The 18,174-nt window shown below is 66.9% G+C and carries 15 protein-coding genes; 4 read left to right on the top strand and 11 right to left on the bottom strand.

Translation table 11 applies throughout. The features are described 5' to 3' along the window. Window positions 1-86 precede the first annotated feature (86 nt). The 3 genes from F3J15_RS17625 to F3J15_RS17615 form a co-directional block, all read right to left on the bottom strand. Entirely contained in the window at window positions 87-1,922 is a 1,836-nt protein-coding gene (locus F3J15_RS17625; protein WP_089430682.1) for a peptidase S1, read from the bottom strand. A 616-nt stretch (window positions 1,923-2,538) separates the two neighbouring features. Then, the gene (locus tag F3J15_RS17620; protein ID WP_166893006.1) at window positions 2,539-4,629 is read right to left on the bottom strand and encodes a D-(-)-3-hydroxybutyrate oligomer hydrolase; all 2,091 of its coding nucleotides are present in this window, start codon (window positions 4,627-4,629) and stop codon (window positions 2,539-2,541) included. Window positions 4,630-4,768: 139 nt separating this feature from the next. Further along, window positions 4,769-5,134, bottom strand: coding sequence for a BON domain-containing protein (locus F3J15_RS17615; protein ID WP_069247277.1), 366 nt, complete (start codon window positions 5,132-5,134; stop codon window positions 4,769-4,771). 438 nt (window positions 5,135-5,572) lie between these two features. Between F3J15_RS17615 and F3J15_RS17610 the strand changes: the two genes are divergently transcribed. The 3 genes from F3J15_RS17610 (at window position 5,573) to F3J15_RS17600 (ending at window position 8,764) form a co-directional block, all read left to right on the top strand. Continuing rightward, window positions 5,573-7,015: a TAXI family TRAP transporter solute-binding subunit gene (locus F3J15_RS17610; RefSeq protein ID WP_166893003.1), complete on the top strand. Its 1,443-nt coding sequence runs from the start codon at window positions 5,573-5,575 to the stop codon at window positions 7,013-7,015. Between the two features lie 94 nt (window positions 7,016-7,109). Beyond that, on the top strand, window positions 7,110-7,748 hold the full coding sequence (locus F3J15_RS17605; protein ID WP_089445035.1) for a DsbA family protein: 639 nt from the start codon (window positions 7,110-7,112) through the stop codon (window positions 7,746-7,748). A 68-nt stretch (window positions 7,749-7,816) separates the two neighbouring features. Further along, window positions 7,817-8,764 (top strand): LysR family transcriptional regulator, encoded by a 948-nt coding sequence (locus F3J15_RS17600; protein ID WP_069247274.1) that lies wholly within the window; start codon window positions 7,817-7,819, stop codon window positions 8,762-8,764. A 34-nt stretch (window positions 8,765-8,798) separates the two neighbouring features. On the opposite strand, the gene F3J15_RS17595 is transcribed toward F3J15_RS17600, so the two are convergent. The 4 genes from F3J15_RS17595 to xdhA form a co-directional block, all read right to left on the bottom strand. Further along, window positions 8,799-9,200 carry a polyketide cyclase gene (locus F3J15_RS17595; RefSeq protein WP_069247273.1) on the bottom strand — a complete coding sequence of 134 codons (402 nt, stop codon included), beginning with the start codon at window positions 9,198-9,200 and terminating at the stop codon, window positions 8,799-8,801. 88 nt (window positions 9,201-9,288) lie between these two features. After that, window positions 9,289-9,906: a xanthine dehydrogenase accessory protein XdhC gene (gene xdhC, locus F3J15_RS17590; RefSeq protein WP_166893000.1), complete on the bottom strand. Its 618-nt coding sequence runs from the start codon at window positions 9,904-9,906 to the stop codon at window positions 9,289-9,291. Between the two features lie 84 nt (window positions 9,907-9,990). Next, entirely contained in the window at window positions 9,991-12,354 is a 2,364-nt protein-coding gene (gene xdhB / locus F3J15_RS17585) for a xanthine dehydrogenase molybdopterin binding subunit (RefSeq protein WP_089445031.1), read from the bottom strand. Window positions 12,355-12,372: 18 nt separating this feature from the next. After that, the gene (xdhA, locus tag F3J15_RS17580) at window positions 12,373-13,923 is read right to left on the bottom strand and encodes a xanthine dehydrogenase small subunit (RefSeq protein WP_166892997.1); all 1,551 of its coding nucleotides are present in this window, start codon (window positions 13,921-13,923) and stop codon (window positions 12,373-12,375) included. A 336-nt stretch (window positions 13,924-14,259) separates the two neighbouring features. Here xdhA and F3J15_RS17575 point away from each other — a divergent pair, with 336 nt between their 5' ends. Continuing rightward, on the top strand, window positions 14,260-15,474 hold the full coding sequence (locus F3J15_RS17575) for an MFS transporter (RefSeq protein ID WP_166892994.1): 1,215 nt from the start codon (window positions 14,260-14,262) through the stop codon (window positions 15,472-15,474). Between the two features lie 100 nt (window positions 15,475-15,574). Here the strand turns inward: F3J15_RS17575 and F3J15_RS17570 are convergent, their stop codons facing one another. From F3J15_RS17570 to F3J15_RS17555, 4 genes are read right to left on the bottom strand one after another with little or no spacing between them, the layout of a single operon-like run. After that, window positions 15,575-16,066 (bottom strand): hypothetical protein, encoded by a 492-nt coding sequence (locus F3J15_RS17570; RefSeq protein WP_166892991.1) that lies wholly within the window; start codon window positions 16,064-16,066, stop codon window positions 15,575-15,577. Next, the gene (locus tag F3J15_RS17565) at window positions 16,063-16,773 is read right to left on the bottom strand and encodes a M35 family metallo-endopeptidase (RefSeq protein WP_166892988.1); all 711 of its coding nucleotides are present in this window, start codon (window positions 16,771-16,773) and stop codon (window positions 16,063-16,065) included. The genes F3J15_RS17570 and F3J15_RS17565 overlap by 4 nt, the downstream gene beginning before the upstream one ends. A 4-nt stretch (window positions 16,774-16,777) precedes the next feature. Then, window positions 16,778-17,323, bottom strand: a complete 546-nt coding sequence (locus F3J15_RS17560) for a hypothetical protein (RefSeq protein ID WP_166892985.1) — start codon at window positions 17,321-17,323, stop codon at window positions 16,778-16,780. Window positions 17,324-17,333: 10 nt separating this feature from the next. Continuing rightward, window positions 17,334-17,993, bottom strand: coding sequence for a PAAR domain-containing protein (locus F3J15_RS17555; RefSeq protein ID WP_166892982.1), 660 nt, complete (start codon window positions 17,991-17,993; stop codon window positions 17,334-17,336). Window positions 17,994-18,174 lie beyond the last annotated feature (181 nt).

The following is an 18,174-nucleotide window of genomic DNA, read 5'->3' as shown; positions in this document are numbered from 1 at the left end:
CCTTTCGCCCGCGATGAAAACAGCCCGACCGGCCTGCGCCGATCGGGCTGTCGTCCATCCGGGGCGGCGCAAGCCGCCCGCGGCGCTTACTGCCCCTGCTGCTGCAACTTCTGCTGCTTGAGCTGCTGCGTGCGCATCTGCAGCTTCAGCACGCGCTGCAGCGCGGTGCGGTTGGCCAGGATGCCGTCGTAGAAGTTGGCGAGATCGCCCTTCAGCGCGGTCCGCGACGCGTCGTTCAGGTAGATCATGTGGCCCGACGGGTAGTTCTTGATCGTCAGGTTCTGCGCCTTGAGCGTCGGGTCGAGCGGCATCTGCGCGAGCGTCAGCTCCGTCTGGTGGAACGGCGTGACGGCGTCGAAATAGCCGTTGGCCGACAGCACCTTCAGGTCCGGGTTCACGCTCATCGTCGACGCCAGGTCGCCCGCCGTGTACAGCGTATTGCCGCCGCCCTTGTTCGCGCCGGTCGGGTCGGTGTGGCTGAAGTCCCAGTTGTTGAAGACCTGGTCGTTCAGGTCCACGAACGACGACGTCGACGTGTACTTGAGGTCGGTGTTGATGTAGCTGTTCCACAGCACCGTGTACGCGCCGCCGACGTTCGTGATCGACGGATCGTTGCTGCCCGAGTTCGGCAGGATGTACGGCGCGATGCCCTTGCCCGTGAAGTTCGCGCGACCGTCGTACTGGCCGATCTGCGTGCCCGGCACGAGTGTCAGGAAGAACGTGTACGGCGGGTTGTCGTTCGACGACGGCACGTTGCCGAGCGCGGCCGGGTTGCCGAACGTCTGGATCAGCGACGTCGGATCGGTGCCGATGTACGCGCCCATCTGCTGCGCGGTCTGCAGGTTCAGGTTCAGGCGCACGTTCACGAAGCCACCGTCCTGCGGGTTCGGCTTCTGCGCGAGCGGCGCGAGCGTGTTGTCCGCGTAGTTGCGGGCCTGGACCATGTACGCGTCGAGGTCGGTCGGCGTCGGGTTGAGCGTCGTCTTCTTCCAGTAGAACGCATCGGCGGCGAGCGTCGGGAACGTGCCCGGCGCGGACAGCGCGTTCGCGTAGTCGAGGATCGACGACTGCAGCGTGATCCCGTTCAGGTCGATGCCGTCCTCATGCAGCACCCACGACACGACCGCGCTGCGCGCGGTGCCGTACGACTCGCCGTACAGGAACTTCGGCGAATTCCAGCGCGAATACTTGGTCAGGTAGCGCTGGATGAAGCGATCGATCGAGCGGGCGTCCTGGTCGGTGCCCCAGAAGTCCTTGTTCTTCGCCGGGGCGATCGCCGCCGAGTAACCGGTGCCGACCGGGTTGATGAACACGAGGTCGGTACGGTCGAGCAGGCTGTCCGGGTTGTCGAGCAGCTTGTACGGCGCGGGCGGCGTGAAGTTCGGGAACGACGACTGCAGGCGCTTCGGCCCGTACGAGCCGAGCAGCAGGTAGACCGACGACGAGCCGGGGCCGCCGTTGTAGAAGAACGTGACCGGGCGCGGCTTCGACGGGTCCGGATTGTCCTGCGTGTACGCGACGTAGAACATCTTCGCGTTCGGCGCCGACGTGACCGGATCGATCGTCGTCAGGTGGCCCGTGGTGGCCGTGTATTTGATGGTCTTGCCGCCGATCGTGACCGTACGGTGCACGACGGCCGCCCCTTCCGTGGAATCCGTGACCGCGTCGTTCGGCCCGGTGCCGTACACGTCGTTGTCGACGTACGGCTGGTCGGCCGCGGCGGCCGTTGCGGTGGTGTTGGCCGACGTGCTGGCGCCGGCCGACGTCGCGGCGGCGGCGGCGGCCGAAGCGGCCGGACTCGACCCGTCGTCGCCGCCGCACCCCGTGACGAGCAGCGCAGCGGCCGCGGCCGCTGCGAGCGGCACGCTCAGTGTCGTTCCGAATAGCGCGAAACCGTCTTTCAAGGACTTCCGTGTCGTCATTATTGCCTCTCGAACAGAACGATAAATACCGCCGGTCGCAAAGGATCATTTGCGCCGGCGCTCCGCACCGGGAATGCATTCGTTATGCGACGCACTCCGAGTTTTTTACCGGCTCGGTGAATACCGACCGGCATGATTTACCCCACCCATATTTTTTTGCGACCGCACAATGAAATCAATTCCATTGCGAACGACAATTCGATAATCCGCAGCAATACATATTCATTCAGCGCATTTGCATCCGCACAAAATCGACGGCAAAAGCATGCCTCACCAGGCCAGCCCCAACAAGGGCGCCTCGCTTCGAACAGACGAACAATCCCCCTCGGCGAGAGGTCGATTAATCGCAAAGCGACGATCAATCGCGACTCGAGCCGATTTAATAAAATCGAAAGGATCGATTAACTAAACGGAAAGGAATATTCTCGTATCTGGAATTTATTAAATTAAGTGAAAATACCGGCGCATATTAGGGTCCCGATTTATCGCCGTAAAGTAATAATTTGTTACGGCGCTCGCCATTCCGATAAAAGGCAGTTCGGGACCGATTCCAGAGCCCCCAAAAGAAAAAGCCGGACGACTGTCCGGCTTCGCGAGGGCGGTACGACGCTCGCCGTCAGAGCGGCACGTCGATCGCGCCGGCGCCGACCGTGATCGCGTTCGCGCCCGGCGCGGCCGAGATCGGCGGCAGGTTCGCGCTCGTCAGCGCGGGCGCGGCGCCCGGCGTGCCGCCGCGCGGCACCGTGCGGATCACCTGCGACGGCGGCAGCGGCGCGCCGTTCTTCAAGTGCTTCCACATCAGGTTCAGCGCCTGCAGGTTGTAGTAATGAACCGGCACGAAGCGCGTGTCGAAGCCCGGCACCGGCAGGAACGCGTCGAAGTGCTGCCCGTTCGTCACCTCGTAGAACACGAGCTGGCTGCGCGCGCCTTCGCTGACGCCATTCTGCGCGACGTACGCGCGCGACGCGTGGTTCACGGGCACGAGCGCGTCGCTGCGGCCCTGCACGATGATCGCCGGCTTGCCCTGCAGGTTCGCGTTCACGCGCACCGCGTCGACGTTCGCGGGCATGCCGAGCATCCCGTTTGTCCAGAGCTGGCGCAGGCACAGCGCGCCCGCGAAGCTTGCATCGGGCGTCGCGAGCCGGTGATCGACGCCCGCGCCCGTGTTGAACACGAGGTTGATGCCGGCCGTCGGCGGCACGCCGTTGCCGACGCCGAACACGGCCGGCATCGGCGACGTGGCGGGCGCGACGACGGCGCCCGTCGCCGGGTTCGTCGTCGCGAAGCTGAAATTGCACAGGTTGTCGGTGACGCGCGAGCGCGTGTACGCGTTCGCATAGGTCACCGCGATCGCCGGAATCGCCTGCGAATCCCACATCGGCGCTTGCAGCAGGTCGGAATCGGCGAGGTAGCCGGCCGCGTGGAGCTGCGCGAGCGCGTCGGCGGCCTGGCTTTGCGTATCGGCGCCCGACACGAGCCCGGCCGCGGCGAGCGTCGCGCAGCGCTGGGTGCGAATCGACTGCGTGGTCGCCGCCGGCAGCGCGCTCAGGTACGGCGCGTCGGCAAGCGACGCCGACGCGGCCGCGCACGGCTCCAGCAGGTTAGCGAGCGTCGCGTAGTCGGCCAGCGGCCGGCCGAACGACGGCACGGGCTGGCCGCCCGAGCGCACAATGGCGTTCGGCGCCATCCGCACGTTGATCTGCGGCTCGCCGACCACGACCGCGGTGATCCAGCCGCGGTTGTCCTGTTCGGCCGCCGCGAGCGACGCGCCACCGCCGTTGCTGACCGACGCGGCGATCGTCGTGATGTCGCCCGCGCGATAGCGCACGCCATGATGCGAGCCGTCGACCAGCGGTCCGAACTGCTCGTTGAGCGCCCAGTACGCGAACTCGACCGACTGCAGTGTCACGCGCCCCCAGTCCTGCTCGGGATTCTGCTGCGAATGCGCGTGCTTGAACGCATAGCGGTTCGGGAAGCGGGAATTGAACGCGGCGAGATCGCCGCTGGTGACGTTCGCGGTGAACAGGCTCGCGGTGCCGGCCAGCACCGCGTTGGCGAGCGTGCCGTCGATCAGCGTGATCGTGTCCGACATCAGCTCGTGCGCGCCGTTGCCGCCACCCTTGTCGTTGTAGGCGACCGCGCAGCCGCGCTTGAGCGCCCATTCGCCGGCCGCGGAAATCGCGCCGTACACGCCGCGCGAGCCCGACGACGTCGCGGTGATGATGCATGGCTGCGCGGGATTGAAGCTGGCGGGCACCTGCACGAGCAGCGTGACGTTCTTGCTGCCGCTGCCGTCGTCGGCGTACGCGAGATATTCGGTGCCGGGGATCTTGCCTTCGCCGAGCGTGTCGTTGCCGTCGAGGTCGACGTTCGGCCCCCAGAAGCGGCCGTAGCCGCCGTTGGCGCTCATGTCGACGAGCGCGCGGTAGTTCGACCAGATCGCGAGACGGCGCAGCTCGGCGCTCGTCGGCCGGGCGGCATTCGCCAAGCCGGGGGCGCTCGCCGAGCCGAGGCCCGTCTTGCCGAGGCCCGCCGTCAGCAGGTCGTCGCTCGCGCCGTCATAGGCCGTCGTGCGCACGTTGCCGGACACGAAACCGGGCAACCGGTTGCGCTCGGCCGACTCGTCGCCGTTACAGGCGCCGAGTATCGCGACCGCGGCCAGCGCCGCGCCCCACACCACCCGCCTGCCCCACCCGAGCTTCGTCATCGCCGCCCCCTCCGATATCGTTATCGGTCCGCCGCCGCGCCGCGCGCGACTGTCGGCCGCTGAAGCGCAAACGGGCCCCGGCATGCCGGGGCCCGCCTGAAAACGGGCGCATGCGGCGCTCACGCGCCGCTGCCCGGCGTTACTGCTGCTGAACCGTCAGCTTGTTCGACACCGACGTCACGCCGCTCACGCCCTTCGCCGCCTCTTCCGCCTTGTCGATCTGGGCCTGGTCGGGCACCGTGCCCTCCAGCGTGATCGCGCCGCCCTTCGAGCGCACGACGATGTTCGCCACGTCGATGCCGCCCGCCTTCGTAATGGCCTTGCGCACCGCGTAGCCAAGCTTGCGGTTCGCCTTCTTTGCGGTCTTCGCGGCGGCCTTCGGCGCGCTGGTCGCGGCCGCGGGCGCTTCCGATGCCGCGGCATCGCTCGACTGCGCATACACGCTGCCCGACAGACAGGCCGCCACGGCGGCGACGCCCAACGCTCTCAACACGATCGACTTCATGCTATCTCCTTATCACTCCGGAACGGCCGTGCACAGTACGGCCGATTACCCCCAAAAACAGCCGGCCCGCGCGCGAACGGGCGGGACAGCCGGTGTTTTCCACGGCGATACGAGAGAGGCGAGACGGGCTGGCGGCAGGCGCACGCGAAAGCGGGCCGGCCGGGCCGGACAGCCGCCGGCCGAACGCGCCCGGTCTCATTGGGTGCCGGGTCGCGCGCAAATCGGGCGCGGCTGCGTCGCACAATGTAATCCAGCGCCCGCGGAAGCGCAAAGCTTTTGACGCGGGGGCGCCCGCCATTGTCGCCGCCGGGCCGCGCCAGGCCGCCCCACTCGCGCACGCCCGGCGAAACCGGGTACCATCGCCGCGAGCATCGGCGGCGTCCACGACAACCGTCCGATCGTCACCGATACGTCACGCCAGCGTCATCCGCCGCCCCCATGAAGCCAGCCCGCCCTCGCCCGCCTCGCCGCATCCTCGCCCGCTTCGTCGCGGTGTCGTGGCGCGACCTCGCGCTGTCGATCGGCCCCACCGTGCTGCTCGCCGGCGCGGCCGTCTGGCTCGCGGTCAAGCTGATCCAGCCGGCACCGCCGTCCACGCTCGTGATCTCGTCCGGGCCGCCCGGCAGCACGTACTGGAACGCCGCGCAGAAATACAAGACGATCCTCGCGAAGAACGGCGTCACGCTCGACGTCCAGTCATCCGAGGGGTCCGCCCAGAACCTCGCGCGGCTGTCGAACCCGAACGCGCCGGTCGACGTCGGCTTCGTGCAGAGCGGCATCGGCCCGAAGGAGCGCGACGAACATCTCGTGTCGCTCGGCAGCATCGGCTACGTGCCGCTCGCGATCATGTATCGCGGCCCGGTCGTCGCGCGCCTGTCCGACTTCAAGGGCAAGCGGCTCGCGCTCGGCGCGGAAGGCAGCGGCGCGCGCGAGCTGAGCCTCGCGCTGCTGAAGATGAACGGCATCGTGCCGGGCGGCTCGACCGAGCTGCTGCCGACCGCCGGCGAGGACGCGGCCACCGCGCTGCTCGACGGCAAGATCGACGCGGCGTTCCTGTCCGGCGACTCGACGCAGATCCCGGTGATGGCGAAACTGTTCCGCGCGCCGGGCGTGCACGTGTATTCGTTCACGCAGGCCGAGGCGTACGCGCGGCGCTTTCCGTACCTGACCGCGATCACGCTGCCGATGGGGGTCTACGATCTCGGCCGGAACCTGCCGCCCGCCGACATCCACACGGTCGCGCCGACCATCGAACTCGTCGCGCGCGACTCGCTGCACCCCGCGTTGTCCGACCTGCTGATCGAGGCCGCGCGCGAGGTGCACGGCCACGCGACGATCCTGCAGCACGCGGGCGAATTCCCGTCGCCCGTCACGCGCGGGTTCCCGCTCTCCGACGACGCCGCGCGCTACTACAAGTCAGGCAAGACCTTCCTGTACCGGCGGCTGCCGTTCTGGGTCGCGAGCCTCGTCGACCGGCTGCTCGTCGTGGTCGTGCCGCTGATCGTCGTGCTGATCCCCGGGCTGCGGCTCGTGCCGTCGCTGTACGGCTGGCGCGTGCGCTCGCGCATCTATCGCTGGTACGGCGCGCTGATCGCGCTCGAGCGCCGCGCGCTCGGCGAGCACACGGCCGAGGAGCGCGTGCAGTTGCTCGACGAGCTCGACGACATCGAGGAAGCCGTCAACCGGATGAAGATGCCGCTGGCTTATGCCGGGCAGTTCTACGTGCTGCGCGAGCACATCGGCTTCGTGCGCGAACGGCTCACCGCGCACGACCACGACACGCCGGCCGGCCCGCCGGGCGCCGGCGGCCCGCCGCAGGCACGTGCCGAGGCCGCGCCGCCGGCCGGCACGCCCCCTCGGGCGACTCCCGGTTCCGCGTGAGCGGACGATCCGCGATCATTGCTGCATGCGCGCGCCGCCGCGTAACATGGAGGCCGCCGCCAGGCGCCGCACGCCCCACCTTCTGGAGATCGCCATGACAACCGGCCTCGATACCGCCCAACCCGCCTGGTTCTACGACTTCGTGTCGCCGTTCTCCTATCTGCTCCTCGAACAGCTCGACAAATGGCCGGACGTGCCGTTCGAGCCCGTCGCGGTGTCGCTGCCCCACCTGCAGCGCCACTGGGGGCAACGCCCGAGCGCGGACGTGCCCGCCAAGCGCGTGTTCACGTACCGTCACGCACTGTTTCGCGCCGAGCAGCTCGGCATCCGCTTCAAGATGCCGCCCGCCCATCCGTTCGATTCCGACAAGGTGCTGCGCCTCGCGATCGCGCTGCGCGCCGACATCGCGACCGTGCTGGAAATGTTCCGCTTCATCTGGCACGACGGCAACGACCCGTCGACGCCGGAAGGCTTCGCGGCACTGTGCGAGCGCGTCGGCGTCGGCCACGGCGACGAGCTGATCGAGTTCGAGGAGACCACCGCGCAACTGGCCCGCAACAACGCCGACGCGATCGCGCTCGGCGTGTTCGGCGTGCCGACGTTCTGGATGAACCAGCAGCTGTTCTGGGGCGAGGACGCGCTGCCGATGGTGCTGTACTGCGCGCGCACGCCGAACTGGCTCGAATCGCGCGAGGTCAAGCGGATCAGCGCGCTGCCGAAGGGCCGCGTGTGATGGCCGGTATCACGCACGCCAACGCGCGGCTGCGGTAAGGTTACGCTTCCGCCGAATCACCCCCTACGATGGAAGAAGACGACCGTACCGCCTCGCTCGATATCTGGCTCGTGCGCGTGTTGCGCACGCTGCTGCTCGAGCGCAGCGTCACGCAGGCCGCGCTGCGGCTGAACCAGACCCAGCCCGCGATCAGCACCGCGCTGCGCAAGCTGCGCGAGACGCTGAACGACCCGATCCTCGTGCGCGGCAAATCCGGGATGGTGCCGACCGAATACGGCGCGTCGCTGCTCGAGGCCGCGCAGCGCGCGCTGCGCGAGGTCGACTTCATCGCGACGCCGCACGGCGATTTCGATCCGTCGACCGCGCGGCGCACGTTCCGCGTCGCCGCCCCCGATTACCTGAACGATTTCTTCATGCCGACGCTGATCGAGCGCTTTCGCGACGCGGCGCCGCATGCCCATCTGGAAATCGATTCGCTGAATCCCGCACTCGATCACGCAGGCGCGCTCGAATCGGGCGCGCTCGATCTCGTGATCGGCAATTGGCCGAAGCCCGACCCGCAGTTCGCGCGCCAGGACCTGTTCTCCGACACGATCGTGTGCCTGATGCGCGATGCGCACCCGCTCGCACGCGAGCCGCTCACGCGCGAAGCGTACGCGTCGGCCGCGCACGTCGCGCCGACGCCGTACACCGGCGACAAGCGCAACGCGATCGAGATCGGCCTGACACGCGCGCGCCTCACGCGACGCATCGTGACGACGCTGCCCTACTTCGGCATCGTGCCTCAGGTGCTGCTGCAATCGGACCTGATCTTCACGACGACGCGCCGCTTCGCGACGCACTATGCGCAGTTGCTGCCGCTCGTGGTCGTCACGCCGCCCGTGCCGTTCCCGCGCATCAAGAGCTACCTGCTCACGCATCCGCAGCCCGACCGCCCGACCGACATCGCGTGGCTGTGCGCGCTGATGCAGAGCGTGTCCGACGAGCTGACGGTTCCCCGCAGCCGCAAGCGCTGAGCCGCGGCACGAAACACGGCGCGGCCGCTCAAGCTCAGGCCGTGCAGAAGGTTTCCTGCAGATGGGCCCAGCGCACGACGCCCGCCGCGTCGCGCTCGAACACGGCGGTTGCACGGCGCGCGGGCAGCTCGCCCGACGCCGCGTGCTGCGCTTCGAGATAGGTGAGCGTCACATGCGATGCGTCGGCCGCGAGCACGCGGGTGTCCGACAGCGTGATGCGCAGCCCCGGCTTCGCGCCGGCGAGCTTCGCGAACAGCGCGCGCGTACCGTCATGATCGACGACGCGACCGTCGGTCAGGATCATCGTGAATTCGGCGGAAAACGCGGCGAGCAGCGCATCGAGCGCCTCGGGTGCGGTATCGACGCCGGACAGCCAGCGCTCGATGGCGACGAGGCTCGCATCGAGCGCGTCGAGATAAACCTGATGATCGGACATGGCACGTGCACGGTAAGGCGCGGCCCGATGCCGCGCGTCGTCGTGCAGTGTAGGCAAAATCGCGCGGCCCTGCGCTGGCCGCGCGGCGCTATCGCGCGCAGGACACGTCGTCGCGCGCACGCCCCGATGCGGCCGCCTTCGCGTCGGCCACCGGCATGCCCGAGCGCACCTGCAGCAGCTCCGCGCACACGGCCACCGCGATCGCGCCCGGCGCCTTGTCGACGATGCCCGCGACGCCGATCGGGCACACCATCTCCACGAGCCGCGCCGGATCGACGCCGCGCGCGGCAAGGCGGCGCTCGAACTTCACGCGCTTGGTGCGCGAGCCGATCATCCCGAAGTACGCGTAGTCGCGCCGCCGCATGATCTGCGCGGCGAGCGAGAAGTCGAGCGCGTGGTTGTGCGTCATCACGAGGAAGTACGCGCCGGGCGGCGCCGCGTCGACCACGGCCTCCGGCGTGTCGGTCGGCTCCGGCTGCACGTTCGGCGGACATTCGTCCGGGAACAGCTCGTCGCGCGTGTCGACCCACTGCACGACGCACGGCAGCGCGCCGAGCAGCGTGACGAGCGCGTGACCGACGTGCCCGGCGCCGAACAGCACGATGTGCATCGGCGCCGGCGTGCCGGTCGCCCGGTTGCGCTGGCCGGTGCCCGGCGCGAATGCCGGGGGCGACGCGGTGCGGAGCGAGCGTGCGGGGCCGTTCATGTCGGTCTCCGCCGGGCTGCCCCAAGGAGGCTGACCGCCCCCACGGGGGACGGTGAACGAAGTGAGCGTGGGAGGCGTTTCATCTCAGCCTGCCTGACCGGCGCGTGCCGCACGCACCGCGCTGACCGCACGCAGGATCGACTCGCCGGTCGCCGGCGCGTCGAGCGGCGGGTTCACCTTGTAGTCGCCGACCGCGGCCACTGCATCGCGCACCGCAAAGAACACCGAGAACGGCAGCAGCAGCGGCGGCTCGCCGACGGCCTTCGAACGATGGATGCTGTCCTCGACGTTGCGGTTCTTGAACAGCCGCACGTTGAATTCCGGCGGCGTGTCGTTCACCGTCGGGATCTTGTACGTCGACGGCGCATGCGTCATCAGCTTGCCGCCCTTGTTCCACCACAGCTCCTCGGTCGTGAGCCAGCCCATCCCCTGGATGAACGCGCCTTCGACCTGGCCGATATCGAGCGCCGGGTTCAGCGACGCACCCACGTCGTGCAGCGCATCGACGCGCAGCGTGCGCATCTCGCCCGTCAGCGTGTCGATCACGACTTCCGACACGGCCGCGCCGTACGAGTAGTAGTAGAACGGCCGGCCCTGCAGCTTCGACTGATCCCAGTACAGCTTCGGCGTCGCGTAGAAACCGTCGGACCACAGCTGCACGCGCGCGAGGTACGCCTTCGCGATCACTTCGCCGAACGGCACGCCGTTGCCGCCGATCCACACGACGTCGTTGCCGAACGTCACGTCGGCCGCGTCGACCTTGCCGTCGCCGAACTGCTTCGCCGCGAACACCGCGAGCCGCTCGCGCAGCTGGCGCGCCGCATCCTGCGCGGCCTTGCCGTTCAGGTCCGAGCCCGTCGACGCGGCCGTCGCGGACGTGTTCGCGACCTTGCTGGTGTCGGTCGCCGTCACGCGGATCCGGCCGAAGCGGATGCCGAGCTCGTGCGCGACGACCTGCGCGACCTTCGTGTTGAGCCCCTGTCCCATCTCCGTGCCGCCGTGGTTCACGAGCACCGAGCCGTCGGTGTAGATGTGCACCAGCGCGCCGGCCTGGTTGAAGTGCGTGACGTTGAACGCGATGCCGAACTTCACCGGCGTGATCGCGATGCCCTTCTTCAGCACCGTGTTGCGTGCGTTGAATGCGCGCACGCCGGCACGCCGCGCACGGTAGTCGCTCGTCGCTTCGAGTTCGCCGAGCAGCTCCTGCAGCACGTTGTCCTCGACCGTCTGCCCGTACGGCGTGACGTTGCGTTCGGTCTTGCCGTACAGGTTCGCATAGCGGACGTCGAGCGGATCGCGATCGAGCGAACGCGCGACGTCGTCGAGGATGTACTCGATCGCGAACGCGCCCTGCGGGCCGCCGAACCCGCGGAACGCGGTGTTCGACTGCGTGTTGGTCTTGCCGCAGTAACCGGCGATGTTCACGTCGCCCAGCCAGTACGCGTTGTCGAAGTGGCACACCGCGCGCGTCATCACCGGGCCCGACAGGTCGGCCGAGAAGCCGCAGCGCGACGTCATGTCGAGCGCGACGCCGTCGATGCGGCCATCGTCGTCGTAGCCGACGTCGAAGCGGTAATGGAAGTCGTGCCGCTTGCCGGTGATCATCATGTCGTCGTCACGGTCCGGACGCAACTTCACCGGGCACAGCAGCTTCCACGCCGCGAGCGCCGCGCAGCACGCGAACAGGCCCGACTGCGATTCCTTGCCGCCGAACCCGCCGCCCATCCGGCGGCATTCGACCAGCACGTTGTGCGACGCGACGCCGAGCACGTGCGCGACCAGGTGCTGCATCTCGCTCGGGTGCTGCGTCGAGCAGTACACGTGCATCCCGTCGTCGTCCTTCGGCACGGCGTACGCGATCTGCCCTTCGAGGTAGAACTGCTCCTGGCCGCCGAGCAGCATTTCGCCCGACTCGCGGTGCGGCGCGACGGCGAGCCGCGCGGCCGCGTCGCCGCGCGCGAGCTTCAGCGGCGGGATCACGTAGGTTTCGGCCGCGCGCGCTTCCTGCGCGGTGAGGATCGCCGGCAGCTCCTCGTAGTCGACCTGCGCGCGGCGCGCGGCGAGCCGCGCGATTTCATGCGACGTCGCGACGACGATGAACATCGGCTGGCCGACGAACTGCACGATGCCCTTCGCGAGCACCGGGTCGTCGTGGATGATCGGGCCGCAATCGTTGACACCCGGGATGTCGTCGGCCGTGAACACGGCGACCACGCCCGGCGTCGCGCGCACCGCGTCGAAGTTCATCGACACGATCTTCGCGTGCGGCTTCGCCGACAGGCCGAGCGCCGCGTGCAGCGTGCCCGCGACGATCGGGATGTCGTCGGTGTAGGTGGCCCGCCCGCTGACGTGCAGGTGCGCGGATTCGTGCGCGCGCGAGACGTGGACCTGCGCGGCGTCGGCTTGCGGGTCGAGGGTGCTCAGGAACGGTTCTGCTTGCTGGTTCATGTTCGGTGTTCTCCGTCTTCAGACGCGCGCCGCGTCGGTGCCGGGTTCGGCGGCCACTTCACGCACATTCAGGGCTTGCGGCGGCAGCGGGTCGTGCGGGCGCGTCTCCAGCCAGAAGCGATACATCAGGTTCTTCGCGGTATCGAGGCGGTACGTGCTCGTCGCGCGCATGTCGGACAGCGGCTGGTAGTCGCGCTCGAGCGCCTGCATCGCCGCCTGCGCGGTGGCTTCGTGCCACTGCGCGCCGTCGAGCACGGCTTCCGTCTGGGTCGCGCGCTTCGGCGTCGCGGCCATCCCGCCGAACGCGATACGCGGCTCGCGGATCGTGTCGCCGTCCGCGATGAACGCGAACGCCGCGCACACGGCCGAGATGTCGGAGTCGAACCGCTTCGACAGCTTGTACGTGCGGAACTGCAGCTTCTCGCGCGCGCCGGTGCGGGTCGGCACCTTCAGGCCGACGACGAATTCGTGCGGCGCCATGTCCTTCTGCTGATAGCCCGTGTACAGCGCCTCGAGCGGCAGCTCGCGCACCGTGTCGCCGCCGCGCAGCACCACGCGCGCGCCGAGCGCGATCAGGCCCGGCATCGAATCGCCGATCGGCGAGCCGTTCGCGACGTTGCCGCCGATCGTGCCCGCGTTGCGGATCGGCAGCGACGCGAAGCGCTTCCACATCTCGGTCAGTTCCGGATACTGGCCGGCCAGCGCCGCATACCCTTTCTCGACCGTCACGCCAGCCCCGATTTCGATCCAGTCGTCGCCGTGCACGATGTTCTGCAGTTCGGCGATCTGGCCGACGTAGATCAGGTCGTCGAGCCGGCGCATCTGCTTGGTGACCCACAGGCCGATGTCGGTGCTGCCCGCGAGAATGCGCGCGTCGGGACGCTCGACCTTCAGCGCGGCCAGCCCGTCGAGCGTGCGCGGCGCCGCGAAGCGCGCGCCGTTGATCGTCGTGTAGTCGAACGTATCGTCGCGCTTGAGCGACGCGAGCGTGCGGGCCAGCGCGGCGGTGTCGACCGGCGCCGACGGCGCCGGCGCGTCGAACATCTGAACGGCCGCATCGACGATCGGGCGATAGCCGGTGCAGCGGCACAGGTTGCCGGTCAGCGCATCGGCGATCTCGGTGCGCGTCGGCACGTCCTTCGCCTTCGCGCACGTGCCGGCACGGCCGCAGCCTTCGTGGCCGTGCTTCTCGTACAGCGCCCACATCGACATCACGAAGCCGGGCGTGCAGAACCCGCATTGCGAACCATGGCAGTCGACCATCGCCTGCTGCACCGGATGCAGCGCACCGTCCGGCTGGCGCAGGTCCTCGACCGTCAGCAGCGCCTTGCCGTCCAGCGTCGGCAGGAACTGGATGCACGCGTTGACGGCCTTGAACTCGACCGCGCCGGCGTCGGTCAGCTCGCCGACGACGACCGTGCACGCGCCGCAGTCGCCTTCCGCGCAGCCTTCCTTGGTGCCGGTGCAATGCGCGTCCTCGCGCAGGTATTGCAGCACGGTGCGGGTAACGTCCGCGCCGCTGACTTCGCGGATCGCGTGACGATGGTAGAAGCGGATCGGCTCACTCATGTCTCGATGGTTCTTCAAATGGGGGCAAGGCGGCCCGCGCTTTGCGCTCGACCGACGTTTTTCTGACAGTTTGCACGCTATCACCATCAAATTTCGCAACCCATAGCCCATCACGCATGGGGCCCATATAACTGCCGCGATATGAGCGCCGGGCCCGCCCGACGCCCTTTCCACACGGCGCGCCGAGCCTCTTCCCAGCGCCCCCGCGACCGTCCGTGATCGTCGAAAACAGGTCGCGATTAACTAAATGGTACCTGCGTGAAAACCGGTTCCATGGGAAAATCCCGATTCCCTTTTTCGCCGTCCTCTGCCGTCTCGTTCATTCGTTCCGACCCCATGTCAACCGATTCCGCCACACCGCCGCGCAGCGGGTTCGCGGTCACGCTGCAAATCGTGTCCGTCGTCTGCTTCACGTTCATCTGCTACCTGACCATCGGCCTGCCGCTCGCGGTGCTGCCGGGCTTCGTCCACGGCGACCTCGGCTTTTCCGCGATCGTCGCCGGCGGCGCGATCAGCGTCCAGTATTTCGCGACGCTCGCGTCGCGGCCGCTCGCCGGGCGCCTGGCCGATACGCTCGGCCCGAAGCAGACGGTGTTGCGCGGGCTGGTCGGTTGCGGCGTGTCGGGCGTGCTGCTGCTCGTCGCGTTGCTGCTCGCGCACTGGCCGGTCGCGAGCCTCGTGCTGCTGGTCGCGAGCCGGCTCGTCCTCGGCGTCGGCGAGAGCCTGTGCGGCACTGGCGCGATCCTGTGGGGCATCGGCCGGGTCGGCGTCACGCACAACGCGAAGGTGATCTCGTGGAACGGCATCGCGACCTACGGCGCGCTCGCGCTCGGCGCGCCGGTCGGCGTCGCGATCGCGAATACGCTGAATCCGGCGCTGATCGGCGTGCTCGTGATCGCGCTTGCCGCAATCGGCTTCTACCTCGCACGCCTGATCGCTTCGGTGCCGCTCGTGCACGGCGAACGGATGTCGTACGCAAGCGTGTTTACGCGCGTGCTGCCGCACGGCCTAGGCCTCGCGCTCGGCTCGGCCGGCTTCGGCTCGATCGCGACCTTCGTCACGCTGTACTATGCGGCGCGCCACTGGCCGAACGCCGCCCTGTCGCTGACCGTATTCGGCACGCTGTTCATCGGCGCACGCCTGCTGTTCGCGAACACGATCAAGACCTACGGCGGCTTCCGCGTCGCGATCGTGTCGTTCGCATTCGAATGTTCGGGCCTGTTGCTGCTGTGGCTCGCGCCGGTGCCGCACATCGCACTCGTCGGCGCCGCGCTGACGGGTTTCGGCTTCGCGCTGATCTTCCCGGCGCTCGGCGTCGAGGCCGTCGCACTCGTGCCGCCCGCGAGCCGCGGCGCGGCGCTGTCCGCGTACTCGGTGTTCCTCGACCTGTCGCTCGGCATCACGGGCCCGCTCGCCGGCTATGTCGCGGGCGCGTTCGGCTATCCGCAGGTGTTCCTGTTCGCGGCGGTGGCGGCTGCCGCGGGCGTCGCGCTGTCGATGGTGCTGTACCAGCGGCAGGCGCGGGTCGAGGGAAGCGGCGCGGCGGCATAAGGACAGAAGAGGGTAATGATCGGCGAACGCTGTGCGGAACGCGTTCGCGAACCATCGCCCGCGAGTCAATGACGCCCGCTCTTTGCGGGCGTCATTGGCCTCACTGGATCGCCCGGCTTCGGGGCGTTACACGAGGGTCGTCACAAAGCTTTTGACATCCGCCCCGGCACAGGGGAACCAGTTCGATATCAATCTGATACAAGTCTAGCGTTCCGTCGCTCTTTCGCACCATCTCATCGGTGAATGTCTTCTTTTCGACGACGATGTTTTCACTCTTGATTCCCAGTTGTTTTAGATATGCGCCAATCCCCATGGCGCGCTCATCTTTAAGCCGTTCACCGCTCCGTTCTTTCGTATAAGCGCCGGATATTATGACGGCTTGAATTTCGACGCCTGGCCAATTTTTTGCCTCGATTACTGCGTCGGCGATTCTTAGCCTGTCGGCCTTGGAAACGGCAATGCCGTTTAGCGGCAACCGGATTCGGACCGACTCGCCTATGGTGCATGCGTGTGCAGGCGTGATGCCAAGGTATGCGAATAATGCGAGCATCGCTGATGCGCTCCGGATGGCATCTTTGATGTGGGTCTTCATTTCATGACCGTCCTGTCGAAGGTAGCAATGTATCCCGTAATGCTATCCGCGTTTCGGATCGCGCTATCAGGATTGCTCATTGCAAAAATTCTCAATCCGGATTCCGTATCGAAATACGCAATGTCATCCGAATCGAAAGTGTCGATATAGTGCGTGCATTCGTGAATGAGTGTCTTGACCTTCGCCGCCGTCCACAAGTCGCCGTTTGAAATCGTACAGAACTTCGAATAGATGGCAATAATTCGTTTTTCGGAGTCTAGCTTGCATACTCCAGCCGTGTTGCTGCCACTGTCGGGTATCACACCGCAGGTGAGTTGCTTGTTCATGGCGTCATCCCATCGAACAATTTTCTCCGGAACAAGCTCTTGCATCGCGTTGAGCAGCTTCGGAAGCCCGATCGCCAGGGTTGTTCGGATGTCGTCGTCGGCACGGCCGAAGTAGAGGCGGGCACGCGCCTGTTCCGCTACGTTCCACGTAGTCACACCCGCGATACGCTGTTGTATCAACGAAATCGCCGCATCGCGGGCCTTCATGACTAATTCCCTGAACGCCTTGTTGGTCATGTTCGCGCATATGGGTGTCGTGTTGATGGACACATAGACCATCGACCCCGGATTGGTATTGGTGACGGCCCCCGAATGGACGAGGACCCATTCTTCGTTTTCCTGAACTTCGAAGTCGTATTTATTTCCCGAAAAACCGCTCATTGCGTCATTGCCCCTTCGTATGGATTTTCAAAGATGCTGCGGCGTCGGTGGCAATTCGATCTGTTTGCCCGGCCGCGTCCGTGGTGCCTGCGAAGATCTGCCCGGTGTCGGTGACGATTCGATAGCGAACGTTGGCGAGCGGGCGGTGTGCATCATCGAGCAAGGTAAATTGCTCGTCATGTACGGCATCCGATAAGGCAAACGGCAGATGGGCTGCGCCAGGTTTGCGCCCATCCAGCGTCGAAATTTCGCCCGCAGTGAAAATCATCCGCATGCCGCGCTCAGCGTAGAAGATCGGCGGCGGGTTGCATCCGCAGACATTGATATCCCCGCTCAATGCCCACTGTTTGCCGTTCGGGCCGGTACCGGGCCGGCGCGGCCCTTGCGGTGCGATGTACCCTTCGCGCTTGCACGCCGTACAGTAGGTCTTCATATCCAGCGTGGCGATATGAACCTTCGGCGGCGGATTGGAACAGGTCACGCTGTCGAGGCCTTCGACAATCACGGCTTCCCCGGCGCGGTCGCCTTTGGCAAGAAAGTAGCGAATCATGGACGCTACCTCAGCGGGGCATGGACGAGCGGGTGACGACGCTAAATACAACGGACGACGCTACGCCTTGTCGTTCGGGACTATCGGTGATCGTGTCGCCGTTATCGAGTTCGCTGCCAACGAATGCGAGCGGCGCGAAGTCGGGCCCGTCTGCCAAACCCAGACCGCTCGTCACGCGCGCGGTTGAACCGTCCGGATAGTGGATCAGGTCGCCCACCGTGGCAGCCTTTCCCAGGTGCGGCGCTACTTCCCACGTACCGGACGGCTCGCGCAATGCACCGCCGCGCGCTGTTGTCGCGCCACGTACGGCCAGTCTGTAGGCAGGCGGCGCGAGCGGCGGCAAATAGGTCGGATCGAACAGGCCCGCAACGCATTGCCCATCCCGTGCGTGAATGCCCCACGAAGTGCGCAGCGTTTCGGTAATGCGGTCGCCGTTGCTCAACCGGCTGCCCACTAACGCGAATGGCTTGCCTCCGCTATGGTTGTTTCCCGCGCCGTCGATAATCGCGGCCTCGCTACCGTCGTCATAGGTCACTACATCGCCGACGCAGGCGACTTCCAATCCGGCCAATGTCAGGCCGCTGGTTGCGGTGGTGACACGTCCACCGCGTTCCGTGAGCGCGCCAACGGTGGCGAAAAGATGGGTCGGTGCTTTGAGTTCGTTTTTCATCCGGCTTCCCTGTCTCAGTAAATGGAATGGCTGCCTAGAGACGCTATTCCAGATAAGAAACGTCGATCAATCGGACGAATATGATTCGACATCCATAACAGATGTGAATTGTTCTGTTTTACCGTTTGAATCGACCTAGCGCGGGAATACGCCGGTGGATCGGTGCGATAGCTTGATTTCT

This window comes from Burkholderia sp. Ap-955 (assembly GCF_011753045.1).
Lineage (GTDB): Bacteria > Pseudomonadota > Gammaproteobacteria > Burkholderiales > Burkholderiaceae > Burkholderia > Burkholderia lata_D.
The sequence above is the reverse complement of the archived record's forward strand: the minus strand, read 5'-3'. Positions and strand labels throughout refer to the sequence as shown.

Excerpts from the sequence above, each read along its gene's own strand:
- F3J15_RS17625 (WP_089430682.1), bottom strand. The coding sequence starts at position 1,922 with ATGACGACACGGAAGTCCTTGAAAGACGGTTTCGCGCTATTCGGAACG.
- F3J15_RS17620 (WP_166893006.1), bottom strand. The coding sequence starts at position 4,629 with ATGACGAAGCTCGGGTGGGGCAGGCGGGTGGTGTGGGGCGCGGCGCTG.
- F3J15_RS17615 (WP_069247277.1), bottom strand. The coding sequence starts at position 5,134 with ATGAAGTCGATCGTGTTGAGAGCGTTGGGCGTCGCCGCCGTGGCGGCC.
- F3J15_RS17610 (WP_166893003.1), top strand. The coding sequence starts at position 5,573 with ATGAAGCCAGCCCGCCCTCGCCCGCCTCGCCGCATCCTCGCCCGCTTC.
- F3J15_RS17605 (WP_089445035.1), top strand. The coding sequence starts at position 7,110 with ATGACAACCGGCCTCGATACCGCCCAACCCGCCTGGTTCTACGACTTC.
- F3J15_RS17600 (WP_069247274.1), top strand. The coding sequence starts at position 7,817 with ATGGAAGAAGACGACCGTACCGCCTCGCTCGATATCTGGCTCGTGCGC.
- F3J15_RS17595 (WP_069247273.1), bottom strand. The coding sequence starts at position 9,200 with ATGTCCGATCATCAGGTTTATCTCGACGCGCTCGATGCGAGCCTCGTC.
- xdhC (WP_166893000.1), bottom strand. The coding sequence starts at position 9,906 with ATGAACGGCCCCGCACGCTCGCTCCGCACCGCGTCGCCCCCGGCATTC.
- xdhB (WP_089445031.1), bottom strand. The coding sequence starts at position 12,354 with ATGAACCAGCAAGCAGAACCGTTCCTGAGCACCCTCGACCCGCAAGCC.
- xdhA (WP_166892997.1), bottom strand. The coding sequence starts at position 13,923 with ATGAGTGAGCCGATCCGCTTCTACCATCGTCACGCGATCCGCGAAGTC.
- F3J15_RS17575 (WP_166892994.1), top strand. The coding sequence starts at position 14,260 with ATGTCAACCGATTCCGCCACACCGCCGCGCAGCGGGTTCGCGGTCACG.
- F3J15_RS17570 (WP_166892991.1), bottom strand. The coding sequence starts at position 16,066 with ATGAAGACCCACATCAAAGATGCCATCCGGAGCGCATCAGCGATGCTC.
- F3J15_RS17565 (WP_166892988.1), bottom strand. The coding sequence starts at position 16,773 with ATGAGCGGTTTTTCGGGAAATAAATACGACTTCGAAGTTCAGGAAAAC.
- F3J15_RS17560 (WP_166892985.1), bottom strand. The coding sequence starts at position 17,323 with ATGATTCGCTACTTTCTTGCCAAAGGCGACCGCGCCGGGGAAGCCGTG.
- F3J15_RS17555 (WP_166892982.1), bottom strand. The coding sequence starts at position 17,993 with ATGAAAAACGAACTCAAAGCACCGACCCATCTTTTCGCCACCGTTGGC.